Origin of the sequence: Butyrivibrio sp. CB08 (assembly GCF_003625485.1) — a bacterium.
Taxonomy (GTDB): Bacteria; Bacillota; Clostridia; order Lachnospirales; family Lachnospiraceae; genus Butyrivibrio.
Genome location: NZ_RAIR01000002.1, coordinates 275,815 through 291,187 on the forward strand (window position 1 = coordinate 275,815; position 15,373 = coordinate 291,187).

12 protein-coding genes are annotated in these 15,373 nt (G+C 44.1%); 1 reads left to right on the forward strand and 11 read right to left on the reverse strand.

What is annotated here, in order from left to right:
- Positions 1-40 precede the first annotated feature (40 nt).
- Positions 41-2,791, reverse strand: a complete 2,751-nt coding sequence (locus tag D6855_RS04870; RefSeq protein ID WP_120738627.1) for an InlB B-repeat-containing protein — start codon at positions 2,789-2,791, stop codon at positions 41-43.
- A gap of 170 nt (positions 2,792-2,961) precedes the next feature.
- On the opposite strand from D6855_RS04870, the gene D6855_RS04875 reads away from it, so the two are divergent.
- Positions 2,962-3,729: a hypothetical protein gene (locus D6855_RS04875; RefSeq protein WP_120738629.1), complete on the forward strand. Its 768-nt coding sequence runs from the start codon at positions 2,962-2,964 to the stop codon at positions 3,727-3,729.
- Positions 3,730-4,177: 448 nt separating this feature from the next.
- Here the strand turns inward: D6855_RS04875 and D6855_RS04880 are convergent, their stop codons facing one another.
- The 10 genes from D6855_RS04880 to larB form a co-directional block, all read right to left on the reverse strand.
- On the reverse strand, positions 4,178-4,474 hold the full coding sequence (locus D6855_RS04880) for an STAS domain-containing protein (RefSeq protein ID WP_120738631.1): 297 nt from the start codon (positions 4,472-4,474) through the stop codon (positions 4,178-4,180).
- 20 nt (positions 4,475-4,494) lie between these two features.
- Positions 4,495-5,703 (reverse strand): hypothetical protein, encoded by a 1,209-nt coding sequence (locus tag D6855_RS04885; RefSeq protein ID WP_120738633.1) that lies wholly within the window; start codon positions 5,701-5,703, stop codon positions 4,495-4,497.
- Positions 5,704-5,746: 43 nt separating this feature from the next.
- Positions 5,747-6,670 (reverse strand): orotidine-5'-phosphate decarboxylase, encoded by a 924-nt coding sequence (gene pyrF / locus D6855_RS04890; RefSeq protein ID WP_120738635.1) that lies wholly within the window; start codon positions 6,668-6,670, stop codon positions 5,747-5,749.
- Positions 6,671-6,694: 24 nt separating this feature from the next.
- Positions 6,695-7,471 (reverse strand): response regulator, encoded by a 777-nt coding sequence (locus tag D6855_RS04895; protein ID WP_120738637.1) that lies wholly within the window; start codon positions 7,469-7,471, stop codon positions 6,695-6,697.
- A 61-nt stretch (positions 7,472-7,532) separates the two neighbouring features.
- Positions 7,533-10,571: a response regulator gene (locus D6855_RS04900; RefSeq protein ID WP_120738639.1), complete on the reverse strand. Its 3,039-nt coding sequence runs from the start codon at positions 10,569-10,571 to the stop codon at positions 7,533-7,535.
- A 38-nt stretch (positions 10,572-10,609) separates the two neighbouring features.
- The gene (locus D6855_RS04905) at positions 10,610-12,082 is read right to left on the reverse strand and encodes a 4Fe-4S dicluster domain-containing protein (protein ID WP_120738641.1); all 1,473 of its coding nucleotides are present in this window, start codon (positions 12,080-12,082) and stop codon (positions 10,610-10,612) included.
- A gap of 41 nt (positions 12,083-12,123) precedes the next feature.
- A complete protein-coding gene (locus D6855_RS04910; protein WP_158589472.1) occupies positions 12,124-12,714 on the reverse strand; it encodes an ABC transporter ATP-binding protein in 591 nt (196 codons plus the stop codon).
- The gene (locus D6855_RS04915) at positions 12,711-13,436 is read right to left on the reverse strand and encodes an ABC transporter permease (protein ID WP_243111811.1); all 726 of its coding nucleotides are present in this window, start codon (positions 13,434-13,436) and stop codon (positions 12,711-12,713) included. Before D6855_RS04915 ends, D6855_RS04910 begins: the two co-directional genes overlap by 4 nt.
- A gap of 6 nt (positions 13,437-13,442) precedes the next feature.
- The gene (locus D6855_RS04920; protein ID WP_243111812.1) at positions 13,443-14,456 is read right to left on the reverse strand and encodes an ABC transporter substrate-binding protein; all 1,014 of its coding nucleotides are present in this window, start codon (positions 14,454-14,456) and stop codon (positions 13,443-13,445) included.
- 35 nt (positions 14,457-14,491) lie between these two features.
- Positions 14,492-15,268, reverse strand: coding sequence for a nickel pincer cofactor biosynthesis protein LarB (larB, locus tag D6855_RS04925; RefSeq protein ID WP_120738645.1), 777 nt, complete (start codon positions 15,266-15,268; stop codon positions 14,492-14,494).
- Between the last annotated feature and the right edge of the window lie 105 nt (positions 15,269-15,373).

Below are 15,373 nucleotides of genomic sequence, written 5' to 3' on the forward strand. Positions count from 1 at the left end.
TATACAAAATATTATAACACATCTTTACGCAAAATTATTATTATCTTTTCGCTCTTTTTCTGGCTGTTCTCTTGTATTTTACAAGGTTTGCAAAGCATATAACTGCAAGTATAAGTGAAACTACTGCTATAATCGCAAATCTGAAGATCAGCTTGTTTATATTGATCGCTTCGTATGCAATGGCATACTCAGAAAATCTGTCTGTCCTGAATGTGATGGTAGTAGGGTCATCACCGATATCTTCAAGGACATCCACAACTCCATTGTGATTTCTTATGATAAAGAATTTTCTTCCTTCCTTCTGATACTCTGCAGGAATAGGAACTACTACCTCAAGCTCTGATGCCGTCTTGTTGATAACTGTTGTCTCACCGCCCATGGACTTCATGATAAGGAAGTCAAAATAGCTGACTGGCTTATAACCGACTTTCTTTTGCATCTGCTCCTTGGTGGTAGCATCCACAAAGTCTGTGTTCTCGCTGATATCAATGTTGAAGGAAACTGGTGTACCAGTAAGCACTGCAAACTTCTCATCAGCAGACAGTGTCTCTGCTATTACATCCTCAAAGTTTACAAGGGTTGGCTTCTGGTAGTAGAGCTGAGCTGCTGTTTCCTGTGTATCTTCTGCATAGCTGTTGTTTACTGTGATCTGGAGTGTTCCATCCTCAAAAGCCTCCCTGAGCATTGGAAGAACCGCGTCATCATTTATAAGGATCTTCAGAGTGTCTTCATCCATGTCATGTCTTGCCATAACACTTCCTGCTGCAAGTGGGACTTCTGAATCGGGAATTTCCTGAGCCTCTGTATATACGTCATCTTCGTACTCCTCTCCCTCAAGTTCACTGGTGTTTTCGGGAACTGTGACATCGACAATCTTCTGCTTAGGAACAGCGCCTTCAGCTGCAGTGTTATCGTTGTACTCAGTCTGCTTGGGAGCCTCCGTCTTTTTAGCAGCTGCTTTCCTGGTGGTATTTCCTGTTGTCTGCTTATTATTTGCAGGGGCTGGAGCAGGTTTTTTCTCAAAACTTGCTGTAATTGAATGTCCGCCTCTGATGTTATTAAATGTATAGCTTGAAGCTGCGCCAATGTTCTTGCCATCAACCATTACTGCAGTGATATTGTAATCAGCCGCAGGAACGATATTGTAGGTTACGCTGCTTCCTTCTGCCACTACAAGATCACCACTTGGAACAATGCTTCCTCCTGCATTAGCTATTCCAGAAGTGAGCTTATAGGTTGTGGCGTTCTTCTTCATGAAGTTAGCCACGATGTTTACATCACTCTTGATCTTGTCGATGGTGTACTCTGAATCGTACGAAACGATCTGGCCATTTATTGACCAGCCATAGAACTCAAATCCATCGTAAGCCTTTGCTTTTAGCTTAACCTTAGAGCCCTTGCTGTACTTGTCAGCGCCCTCTGCCTTACCAGTATCCTGAGGGTTAATGGTGATGTTTACGTTACACTTTTCTCTGTTAAATACAGCTGTGATATTTCTGTCTGATGTTATGTTATTTAGCTCGATAGATGAGGCTGTTGAAATAGTCTTGTTGTTCTCCACAAATCCAGCGAAGGTATATCCTGAGTTAGCCTTTGCTGTGATGGTATACTTTCCGCCATAAGCTACAGAGCCGCTACCTGTAACACTTCCGCCGTTACCATCGTTTACACTGGTCCTTATGTAACAGGAATTTCTCTCAAACTTAGCTACCAAAGTCCTGTCACAGGTAATGTTTGTAAGATTAAGTGTTCCGCTGTTTGAGATGATCTTGCCATCCTCATACCAGCCCTTAAATACATAGTTGTTATTTGGAGATGCTGATACGCTGCAGTTTCCTCCTGACCGTACAGCTCCGCCTCCTGCAACTGCTCCGCCGTCTGACGGATCAGCCTTGACACTGACTATGTAGTCAACACTTGATATGGTTACAATTGACCTGTCTGCGAAGGATGGATCCTGCTTGGAGGTTCCTATTACTGCAAAAGAGCTTGCTGTCTCATTTGAAGCTACTGTCAAAGTTCCATTTGTATCAATCTGTGTTCCTGTACTCTGACTTCCTACAAGAGACCAGATGACCGTGGGATCATATCCATTTCCGCCATAAACTGTAGCATCGAACCTGTAGCTCTTTCCCGCAGGAATAGTCACAGATGCTGGAGTCACCTGAATATCCGAGATGTACGGAGCAACGTCCTTAACTGTAATTGTCACGTCAACTCTTGCTGTGTGATTACGCCTTATATCATTAGCCGAGAAGAATATATAGCTTGCCACATAGCTTCCAGGCCTCAGATTCTCATTTGGGGCTATTGAAAAAGTAACTGACTCATTAGGATCCATGTTGAGATCAGGACTTATATAGCCAAGGTCAAATGCTGTGTACTGATCAATTTCCTCCCATGTAAGTGGAAAAGGATTCTGACCAACGTTTACAATAGAAAACTGCTTGGCTGGTACCGCATCTCCCTTAAATACTGTTCCAAAACTGATGCTTGGAGTGTAGCAGATAAGATTGTAGTCAAAAGGATCTGGCTGATATTTTGCCGAATCTGGTTGTTCTGACTGATTGCCCTGATCAGAATCAGCTGGTGAATCAGGAGTTTGTTCCGGTTCTGGCTCTGGTTCCGGATCTGAATCTGGCTCAAAGTCCAAAAGATCATTATCCCCTTCTGTGTCCACAAAGCCTTCTCCTGCATAGACTCTTCCAATCTGTACTGCAGTTACGCTGGCAAGCACGATGCATGCAGCAAGAAGTAATGAACAGATTTTTAAAAAGATATCTTTTTTCAAAATAATTTCCCCCTCTCTGGAAATCGCTGGAATAAAATTTCAATCCATAAACAACGATATCATGGTTTTTTGCACCAATGTTGTAACATGGCGAAAATTTAAATAAATTTAATAATATGGTATTCTATCTATAGATTTATACGAAACGAAATGCAGAAAGGCACAAAATTTTGTATATCAATATCAAAAAAAGAATTCTTTCCAGCACAATACTGCAAGTTGCTGTAGTTAAGATAATTGCAGCATGCCTTGAAGGAGCCATAAGGATCATCCTTAAAAAGAGCAATATCACTTCTCCTGACATGATGGACATAGTCCTGTGGAGAGCTCAGATAACGATATCCTTTATCCAGATCATTGTCATAGCATTTATGTTCTTCAAGGTCTGGCAAAAGCTCAATCACTATATGAAGCTTGTTCCCAAAGAAGACCAACAGGGAATTGGCGAGCTTCAAAAAGAGGTCTTTGGGAAAAGCAAGCTTGCTGCCCTATCTGTCAACTCAGTAAACAGGCTTATCCAGCTGTGGGCTGTTATCTTCATTGGAGCTGAGCTCATCTACGATTTCACTTCTATCATGTACAGACGGTTTATTGGAATTCTTATGGATGCCCTGTCCTCAGGAACAGGCATGAGCGACGGAACCTTCGTCATGCTCTACAACATGACTCATGGGTTTAAATACCTTGAGATCCTGTCAGCCATACTACTTGGAGTTATGATGACAGGAATTTTCTTAAGCGACAGATATCTTAAGATAGCAGCGGCGGTTATCCTGGGACTTTTCCTGATATCCTTTGGAGTTTTACAGATGCAGACAGTGTATCTCATGGGCCGTGAAGTCGGGATAGTCTGGACCTCCATGATCTACCACATAACAGAGACCGTTGGTCTTGTGGTTCTATCAAGATATCTAACCAAACAATACAAGGGACTATAAAGAATGCGCAAACCAAAAGGTTTGCGCTTTATTTTGCCCAGGCCACACATCTCTGATTCCAGCCACAAAACCAACTAGTTTCAGGCAAGCAAAAAACCTATTACGGACCAGGAGCACCAAAAGGCCTTTCTGGTATGTAATTTTTCAGCACTCACAAACTCAAAATGTGGGTATTTTCAGCCCAAATGCATAGAACAGGCCATTTGGTCCGTAATTTTTTATGCTCTCAGCTCGTTCCGTCAACAGTTTTTTCCTGAAATTACAGCCCAAATGCCACTATCCAGCTCTCTGGTCCGTAATTTCAAAAAATATCAGGCGTTATAGGCTCAAAAACTACATACCAGAAAGGACTTTCTAAGCTCCTGGTCCGTAATCAGCCAATTATCACAATAAAAAACCCGCGCCAGCGCTTAGCTGGTGCGGGTTTCAGTATTAACCACTAAAAGTCTTACTCGATCGTAAGAATATCAACAAATCCTGTTACCTCGAAGATCTCCTTGATCTCTTCGTTAACATTCTTGATAACCATGCTGCCCTGCTTGTTCATAACCTTCTGAGCTGAAAGAAGAACACGAAGTCCTGCAGATGAGATGTACTCAAGCTTTTCAAAGTTGAACTCAAGCTTTGTGACGCCCTCAAGTGCTGTCTTAAGCTCATCGTCAAGCTGTGGTGCTGTTGTTGTATCAAGTCTTCCCTCAAGCGCGATTGTAAGTTCATTTCCATTAGCTATTTTGTTGATTGTCATTTTATCCACCTCTCCTATCTTTATTTGATATCACATACAATTGTCATGTCTATTCTGTTGCCCTTAACACCAACAAGTACATCCTTGGCAAGGCTGGCAACGATTGACTTTTCAAGTTCATCCCAGGCTTCCTTGGCTTCTTCATTGCTGCCAATGTTCTCTTTAAGAGCATCTCTGTATTCGTAAAGGGACCACATGATTCCTGAATCCGCCATTCCCTCTACGCCATTGTACATACCCATTGTACCGTAGTTGACATATCCACCGCCGTATTCCTGCTGAAGCTTCATAACGTTGTTGTAGTTAAGAAGACCATTTTCGATAATGTCTCCAACCTTACCCATGAAGCCCTTAACCAGGGTGTTCTCTTTCTGAGAAGCAACTCCAAGAAGTCCTTCCTTCTTGTCCTGATCCATTTCAGTCTTACCTGATACTCTTATGCAGCACTCGTGGTTGTACTTCTCAAACCATATAGCTGCATGGTAATCAGCCGTAAGAGCCTTAAGCATTCCAACTGTCTCTTCAAAGAGAAGCTTCATGTGAACTGCATCCTTGGGTGAAAGTTCAAGGTCTTCAAGAAGCTCATCAACCTTGTCAAAGGTACGAAGATCGTTCTTATTGTTGCTGTCAATAAATGTGAATGGTGTAATAGCCTGAGGAACTCTTGATCCTACTGTGCTGAGGGCCTCTGAGAAGTCCTTGGTAACAACCATTTTTACTGTGTTCTTATCTACAGAAACGTCGATATCGTCAGCAAGCTTAGCAACCAGTGATCTCTCAAGATCATCCCAGGCTTCCTGGGAATATGGATCCTTTTCTCTCTTGGTGTAAACTTCCTGGAGATAATCCCTAAGGTTCCATTCCTCGTCATCAATTCCCTGCATCAGGAACATTGACTTAAGTACTCCGAAGAATCCCTTTTCATTACTGTTCTCGCCGGTACTGGAAACAGAAATAAGTTCCTGCTGTTTAGCTTTATCCATGTGGTTTTCTGCTGAGAGGTAAATTCTTGTAACTCTGTTTGTTCCCTCAAGCCAGAAATCCATAATTCCGTAGCCAATAATGGATTTCGCAAGCCTTAAAACTTCCTCACACAAAAGCTTAAGTCTGAGCTGATCTTTGTCTCTAAGGCCTACATCAAAGATGTAATCATCGATCAGCTGATTAGTCCCTTCAAGTTTTGCTTCTACGTCAGCAATTTTAATATGACTTGTCTCTACGTATCGCATATTCCCTCCTCATATATCGTTATATCATAAATGATAGCACATTTTAGTGTACAAGTGCATCAGCAATATCTTTTTGCATATCAAGTGCTGCGGCTCTTGCAGCCTCACCAACCTTGCCATCAGCAAACTGCTTGTAGTTATCGCTCTTCCATGCTGCAATTATACCTCTTGAGGAATTGACGATAGCACCAAGGCCATCCTTGTCAAAGAAGTGAACAAGATCTTTTCCCTTGCCTCCCTGTGCTCCATAGCCAGGAACAAGGATGTAAGCATGTGGCATGATGCCTCTTAAGACCTTACCCATCTCTGGATATGTGGCACCAACAACTGCGCCCACATTACTGTATGAACCATCCATCGAGTCCAGACCCCACTTCTCTACCTGCTCTCCAACAATCTCGTAGAGAGGCTTGTCATCTATAAGTCTGTCCTGGAACTCTCCGCTGGATGGATTAGAAGTCTTAACAAGAACAAAGATACCCTTGTCCTCTTTATTACAAACATCGATAAATGGCTTAACGCCGTCTGATCCAAGATAAGGATTAACTGTTGCAAAATCCTCATCGAATCCTCTGAAGGTCTCTCCTTCTATTGTTACGCTTCCAAGATGTCCCACAGCGTAGGATTCTGAAGTAGATCCGATATCACCTCTTTTGATATCGCCTATAACGATAAGTCCCTTTTCCTTGCAGTACTCTACAGTCTTTTTGAATGTGATAAGTCCAGGAATGCCAAGTTCTTCATACATGGCGATCTGTGGCTTAACTGCAGGAACTATATCATAAATATTGTCGATGATCTCCTTGTTGAACTGCCAAAAGGCTTCTGCAGCACCTTCAAGGTTTTTTCCTTTCTCCTCAAAGCATCTCTCCTTCATGGCGTCAGGAATAAAAGAAAGCTTAGGGTCTAATCCCACAACAATAGGTGCGTTGGTCTTCTGAATCTTGTCAATCAGTTTGGAAATCATTATTAGTCTACCTTCCTTGATGTTTTATTGTTTGTTATTTCTTGCGTCCATCATCACAAAGAACTCATCGATAGCTCCAATGAGCTTATCCTTGGGCATGGACTTAAGAAGATACTTGGCTGGCTTAAGGGAAACAACCTTCATTACGGACTCTTTGTCATCCTTGGCTGTCAGGAAGATAACCGGAACATTCTTGAGTTTGGAGTGATCTCTCATGGCCTTAAGTACTTCAGGGCCACTCATGACCGGCATCTCATAATCAAGCAGTACCAGGTCAACGGGAGTCTGCTCAAGGAATGTAAGCGCGATCTTACCTGAGCTCGCCATATACACATGGTACTTAACAGAGAGCCAGGTCTTCATCATCCTGAGCATAGCGCCGTCATCGTCGATAATAAGAACCTTCTTCCTGAGGCTCTCATCAACAGCGCTGTAATCCACAACCATATTCAGATGCTCTACAAGAAGCTTGACATCCAGGGGCCTTAAATAGGTCTCCTGTATTTTTTCCTTGCCAATAATAGAAGTTGCATAGGTAAGCTCATCATTATTACCAATGAGATAAAGCAGGAATCTCTCAGAATCTATATGTTCATTGAGATAAGTAAAAAGAGATGTTGCTTCTGATGCCAGATCTCCAAGATAAAGAATGTAGATATCTGGCCTGTCGATCAACCTGTCAATAGCTCCAGCGTATGGATCAACTGTCTCTACCTTGTAGTTTTCCTTTTGAAGTCCCACTGCTATGGCATTTATCATAAAGCTCTTCTGAATGCCAATAAGCAATACCCTTTTTTCCATTTAGCTGCCTTTCTATGCGCCGAAACATCCGCCACAGCACATTTTTCCATCTTCTTATAAATCACAATACATTTAAAAGTCCATCTCTGTCAACTGCCGCAAGAAGCCTCTTGACCTCCAGGAATTTATTCTTGTAATCCGCTGGAATCCTGTATCCTTCAAGCATAGCAACTATATCATCTGCACTGTCAAAGTAGGATGCAGAGACAAACTCTTTTATTGAAGCGAAGGCCCCTTCAAGATCTTCAGGGCTGATCAGCGGTTTACCATTGTCGTCCTCCGCAAACAGTACTTCAAGCTTCTTGGAATAGCTCCTGTACAGGGTCAAAAGACCTGGCGTCAGCATCTCAATCTCATCAATATCTCCGCCATTTCCACAGGCCTCGAGGTACTCAGCCTTCTCGGAAAGGTCCAGCGCTCCGATAGCCTTGGCAGAGCTCTTAAGGCCATGTACATAGATGGTGTAGTCCTTAATGTTCTTTTCCATCTCGTATCTTTCGATGTGTGCCGCCCTGTCATCAATAGCAAGCCAGAAGTCTCTCATTACGTCTCTTGCTGCCATAGCTGATCCGCACCTCTCTATTGCAGAATTGATGTCTATTCCATTTATCTTAAGAAGCTCCTGCATGATGGCTTTCTCTTCGCCGTTATCCTCCTGAGTTTCCGCAACATAGGCCACATCTCCAGGCCTTGAAACCATATCCTCTGGAAGGTAAGAAAGTATCATCTCCTCAAGCTTTGCAGGGTCTACAGGCTTGGACATATAGTTGGTAAAGCCTTCCCTGAAGTACATCTCTCTTGAACCTGAGATTGCATTTGCAGTAAGAGCAATGACCGGAGTCTCTTTATTGAGATTGTCCTCCATCTCCTCCATGGCATGGAAGGTCTGAACGCCGTCCATTTCAGGCATTCTGTGATCAAGGAAGATCACGTCGTACTTGTTCTCCTTAACCAGCTTAAGAGCCTCTTTGCCGCTGGTTGCAGTGTCTATCTTCATCTTGGTCTGCTTAAGAAGGCCCTCTATAACTGTAAGATTGGTCTTGGTGTCATCAACCACAAGGATCCTTGCCTTCTCAGCCTGGAAACTCTCCTTGTAGCCCTTTGCATCCTTCTGGGCTTCCTTAACTTTCTGGGCAAAGTCGCCAACTCTGTCCCAGCTTATAACCTTCTGTCTTATGACAAAAGAGAATACGCTGCCTTTACCATATTCGCTGTCAACTTCAAGCTTACTATCCATCATGCCAAGAAGACTTGTGACAATGCTGATTCCAAGGCCGGTACCCTCAATGGTGCGGTTTTTCTTGACATCTATTCTCTCAAAGGCGCCAAGGAGCTTGTCCATATCCTCCTGCCTGATTCCAATTCCGGTATCAGAAACACTGACCTTAAGATCGATGAAATCTTCGTCAGCGTCAAAGGATTCTTCGCTCTCAACCACTTCATAAGACACATCCAGAGTAACCGAGCCTTCCTCGGTATACTTAACAGCGTTGGTGATGATATTGATGATACACTGCTTTATCCTGATCTCATCGCCAAAGAGAATGTGCGGCGTGTTCTCATCGACATTGACGTGGAGCTTAAGGCTCTTTTCCCTGGCTCTCATCTCTGACATGTTGACAATATCGTTCATCATTGAGCCAAGCTCGTACTCCACAGGGATGATCTCCATCTTGCCCGCTTCGATCTTGGAGAAGTCGAGGATATCGTTGATAAGCGCCAAAAGAGTCTTACCCGAACTCTGGATATCCCTGGCGTAGCCCAGGATCTCGTCGTCCTTACTCTCTCTAAGGATCATCTCGTCAAAGCCAAGAACGGCGTTGATAGGAGTTCTGATCTCGTGGGAGATATTCGAAAGGAACCTGGACTTGGCTTCATTGGCGGACTTGGCAACCTGAAGCTGATCTTCGATGGACTGCCTTGTCTTAACAAGTTCAATGTACTCCACCAGCCTGTAGACCGTAAGGTCCACGGCGTGGTACAGATCCTCTATCTCATCGCCTGTCCGAAGGTCCAGGTCGTGTACTGCCTTGATAGACTCGTTAAGGTACCCTTCTTTGGCGTTATAGATGCCGGACATGACCTTGGACATGTTCCTTATGGGTCTTGCTATCCTGTACTGAGCATATCTATTAACAAACACCGCAAGAGGAATGACCAATATGGAGATCAGCATGGCAAGGCGCACACTGTATCTATAATTGATGCCTCCGCCTACAATAGTATCGGCGAAGTAGGCCCCTTCATTTTTGACCTCTTCTGTAAGCTGCCTGTAAACAGTGTTCTCGAGTCTCTCAGCGCTGTTGATACCAGACAGATCATAATCACTGCTGGTTATAACGTTTTCATCATGATAGTAATCATGCATTGTAGGAATAAGGGTATTTGAAGCAAACTCAGCTGCAAGACCAAGCACCAGCGCCTCAAATACGATGATGTTCATGATTACGCTGCTGATCCTGGAGCGCTTTTCAACCTCGTATCTCTCATCGTCTGAAAGCTTCTCCGGATTCACATAGTATTTTCCGTTTGCAAATATTAGTTTTACTTTGTCGGGAAGTTTTTTGAAAACAAGATAAACCACCGTGCTGCTAAGAAGGCAGCCCGGAAGTTCATTCAAAAAGATATAGACGATCTGCATTGGTGTTGCATACATGATTCCATTATCGCTAAGAAGAAGCAGCAAAATGGCCCAGAAGGTTCCTACCAGGTTCATCATAAAGAAAGTAACAAAGATGACCTTGTACCACTTGTTAAAGAAGCGCCTTCTGGTGAGGAGATCAACTACGCATACTACCAGCAGGTATATAAATGTCAGATAGGAAAAAGAGCTGCTGGTAAAGCTTCTGTGCAGAAAAACAAGGAGCACACTTGCCATACCAGGGACATTACCGCCAAGGGCAGTCGTGATCATGATGGGAACATATCTAAGTGAATACACAATTCCAGCAACACCAAAGCCAGCCCCGTCAAGTGAAGGTATGGCTTCGGTGTATATGATTGTAAAGGTAGAGGTAAAAAGGACCATGATAAAATTCATGACATCTGCCTTAATGGTCCTTTGTTCCTTGGGTCTGCCTAAGATGCTGAGTATATCCATAAATCTTGCCCCTCATAGCGGTGTAACAAGAGTCGATATTACATGTGTCCATCTCTGTGCATTGAGAATTTATCCATTGGATAGTTCTTGAGGTTCTCTAATACTTTTCTGTCATCAGCCTTGGCAAGCAGTGCCTCCCTTGGCTTGTTTATATCACTGATGTTCTTGTGTCTTGAAGGTCCGCCTACGCAGCCTCCAGGACAAACCATTCCTTCGATGAAGTCCTCTGGAAGCTTACCAACCTTAAGGAGGGTGAGAGCTTTTTTACACTCTGATCCGCCTGCTGCCCTAAGGAGCTTAAGCTGCGTCGTGTCTTCTCCTCTCTCCTGCATGCACTCAATAACCGCATTGGCAACACCGCCGCTGGTTGCAAAGCGCTTGCCCCAGATTGAAGACTCCTGATAGTTTTCAGAAACAGGTTCAAACTTGGCATCCTTGGATCTCATGAGAGCTCTGAGCTCACCGTAGGTTACTACGTAATCTGCGTTATCTGGAACTGACTTATCCTGAGCCTCACTCTTTTTAGCGATGCAAGGTCCGATGAATACTGTAACGCAGCCAGGTCTTGTAGTCTTTAAATATCTTGAAATAGCACACATAGGTGAAACTGTGGTGCTCATGTTCTCTTTATACTGATCCGGGAAGTGTTTCTTTAACATGTTGATGAAAGCTGGACAGCAGGATGTTGTCATCTTTCTGCCTTCCTTGTAGGCCTCTGACCACTCCTCTGACTCATAAGCAGCAGTCATATCTCCACCAAGTCCGACCTCAACCATGTCCGCAAAGCCGATCTTCTTAAGCCCTTCTCTGATGGATCCCATTGAGATATCCTCGCCAAACTGACCCTCTGTAGCAGGTGCGCACATGGCGATAACTTCTTTTCCAGCCTTGATCTCCTTGATGATATCTACAAGGAAGGTCTTACTTCCGATAGCTGCGAAAGGACAGCTGTGGATGCAGTGACCACACTGGATGCACTTCTCTTCATCGATCTTGCAGTAGCCGTACTCATCGTAGGTAATAGCGCCTACAGGACAGGCCTTCTTACAAGGTCTCTCAAGATGAACGATAGCGTTGTAAGGGCAGGCTGTAGCACACATTCCGCACTCCTTGCACTTGGCTGGATCGATGTGCATGTGGGTATCACCAGGGGTGATGGCGCCAAACTTACAGGAGCTGATGCAGGCCTTACCCATACAGAAACGACAGTTATCAGTTACTGAATAAGCTGCGATAGGACACTCGTCGCAGGCAGGATCAATAACCTGAACTATGTTATCTGAATCAGGATTGTAGCTGGGAGCCTTGGCATTTGCCAGGTTGATCCTCTGACGAACGATCTCTCTTTCTTTATAAACACAGCATCTGTACTCTGGCTTGGGGCCTGGGATCATCTTAAGTACAAGCTGTTCGATGTGCTCCTGATCGTTTTCATTGTTCCACTCAAGTCTGCACACTTCCTCCATGATCTTGTGCTTAAAGCTGTTCATACTCGCATCATTTGTTACCATAAATAAATCTCCTCCAAAAATAAAACACTCTTTAACTCATATCAGGTCGCTATGCCAAGGTCTATTATTCTGCCAAACTCAAGGCCTGTGGTATCGTGGGTTGTAATAACAAGGGGACCTGACCCCTGTTTATCTCTTATATAAGCTATTGCTGTTTTCCTGGCCTCCTCATCAAGCCCCGTAAATGGTTCATCCATAATGAGGATGTCGCTTGGGATGGCACAGGCTCTTACTATCGAAACGCGTCTTTTCTGGCCGCCGGATAATTCTTTTACCGGTTTGAAAAGAGCTTCTTCCGGCAGAAGCTTTTTTAGCTCCTCGATAACTGTTTCCTTAAAAACCTTCTTACTGACCATGGTCACGTTGGTGACGGCGTCGTAGTCTTCGCACAGGCGATCTTCCTGAAAGACCATTCCGCAGTTTATAAAAGGATACTTGTAATCCCCAAGGAGCTTGACGCTGCCACTGTCACACTCATCAAGTCCAAGGATCAGTCTAAGAAGCGTTGTCTTGCCACATCCGGAAGGTCCGGTTATGACGTAGCTGTGCTCTGACTCTATATTCAGATTGAAATTGTTTAGTACCTGCTGCCCGTCAAAGGACTTGCATACATCTTTGATCTCTATGGTCATAGGATGTCTATCACTTTCGTAATTATCTTTTCGCATACAAAGGATATAAGAACAACAACGATGGTCCATGCGAAAAGGTCTGCTGTCTCAAGATATATCTTGGATAAGTACAGTCCGTTGCCAATGGTATTAAGTGGCTGCCCGATTACTTCTGCTGCGATTCCGCTCTTAAAACTCATTCCAATGGCGAGCTTAAATGCGCTCTTAAAAAACGGAGACAGCTGTGGAAGATATATGTATCTAAGCCTTCTGCCGCCTGGCATCCTGAAAACCTTTGCCATCTCAAGGAGCTTAACATCTGTGCTCTTTAAGCCCTCTAAAGTGTTCAGATACAGGATCGGAAATACCACCATTGCGCAGATGATAATGGAAATGTTACTGCTGCCAAACCAGATAAGAAGCAGTATTACAAAGCTTGCTACCGGCACTGACTTAAGGGCTGAAACAAGAGGCCTTAAAAAGTCTTCTACCCAGCTCTTTTCATGGGCGATATATGCAAGGATGATTCCGATAACTGATCCCAGAAAAAATCCCAGAAGGATCCTGCCTGTTGTCTGCCATACGCTTCCCCAGAAGGAAGGAGTCTTCGAAAGGCTCACCAGTGCTGCCACTGTATCTATGGGACCTGCCAGAAGTATTTTGTTGTGTATTATCATAGCTACCAGCTGCCAGATGATGATCCATGCCGCTGCTGCTATTGTTCTCCTTACTATCTTTTGCACGCCTTATCACCCTTCGTAGTAGAAATCATCTGAAGGGATCTGTCCGCCAACAGACTTAGGGTCCTGCTCAAATAAAACTTCCAGATAACCTGAAAGGGTCTCTTTTATCTCTTTTCCTGAAATACAAACAACTGCGCAGTTTGGAATGGCCTTCTTGGCAAGGGGCTCCTTGGCAATGATGCCCTGCTCCACTGTAAGAGCTGCTGTCTTGTCGATATTTTCAAGAGCCTTGTCTGCGCTGTCCTTGTGAGCCTTGATAAACGCATCAACCGCGCCCTTGTGCTCACTTAGGAATTTGTTTGTTACTACTGTTACACCGGTTACGATCTTGCATGAATCGTTGACCTTTGACCACTCCTCATCAAGATTAAACGCAATCTTGAGGTTCTCGTTCTGAAGCATTGCGGCTGTCACAAAGGGCTGTGGAAGCACTGCGACGGCTTTTGGATCCTCTGAAAGGATAGAAACGATCTCAGTTGGCTCTGACTTAAACTCAACAGCACAGTTCTTAACGTCATGCTTCTCAAGAAGATACCTGATGGTATATTCAGGAGTTGCGCCCTGGCCTGTTGCATAGATTGTCTTGCCAGCAAGATTTTCTACAGTTTTAACACTCTCATCTGCTGTAACGCAGTTAAGTACTGAAAGTGTGTTGATATCGATTATTGAAACACCGCCCTCAACCTTTTTATCCATAACACAGGCAACGTTTGAAGGAACAAGTCCGATATCCACGTTTCCAGCAACCATGGCTGCCATGATATCTGACCCTTGCGTGTACATCTCGAATTCGCACTTAACATCTGAAGTTCCGTTTTTAGCATCATCTATAAGGTTCACAAGTCCGATGGTTGTAGGCCCTTTAAGAGCTGCAACTCTTATTGTCACGTCATCTCCGCTTGCGGAAACTCCACCGCATCCTGTAAGTGAACTTGCCACCATTCCAAGAACCATCACCAGAATAAGCACAAGGGCAATGGTTGAAACCATCTTCTTAAATCTTCTACTTCCTACTCGCATTGTAAGAAACACTTCCTTTCATACATCCATTTATTTTATTTTTGATTGATCATACTTGCTAAGAATCCGGCGCCGAAGCCGTTGTCGATGTTAACGACACTTACTCCGCTGGCACAGGAATTGAGCATGGACAAAAGAGCTGACAGTCCCCCGAAGGAAGCTCCATATCCCACACTTGTTGGAACCGCAATAACAGGGCAGTCCGCTAGTCCTCCAACCACGCTGGCAAGAGCACCTTCCATTCCAGCAATGGCAATGACCACATTTGCTGTCATGATCTCTTCCATGGGCTCCTTGGACATAAGTCTGTGGATACCTGCTACGCCCACGTCATAGAGCCTTACAACGTTATTGCCATAAAACTCTGCAGTAAGAGCTGCCTCTTCTGCAACTGGCATATCACTGGTTCCGCCTGTAGCAATGACTATTTTGCCAACCTTGTCATCAGCTTCATCAGCCTTTTCTCCAAAGGCAATTCCAACTTTGCTGAGTTCATCGTAAAAGAGCTCTTTTGTAAGCTCTGATCTGTTACACTCATAATATGTAGCAGCTTCCTGGGACATCCTTGTAATAAGGACTTTTTTCTGTCCATGGCTAAGAAGCATCTCTGATATCTTAACGATCTGCTCTGGAGTCTTGCCCTGGCCGTAGATGACCTCAGGCTTACCCTGGCGAAGACCTCTGTGAAGGTCAGGCTTGGCAAAGCCCATATCTTCATAAGGAGCCTCCTTCAATTTAAGAAGCGCCTCCTCAATAGTGGCATCTCCGCTCTTTACCTTATCCAACAGGTCCCTTAAGTCTTTCTCTTCCATAGGTAATCTCCATGTAGCAAAATGCAAATGCGCAAACTAATCTAATTTATAGTATATCATTTTTCTGTACATCAAAAAAGACAGCCGCTTTCACGGCTGCCTTTG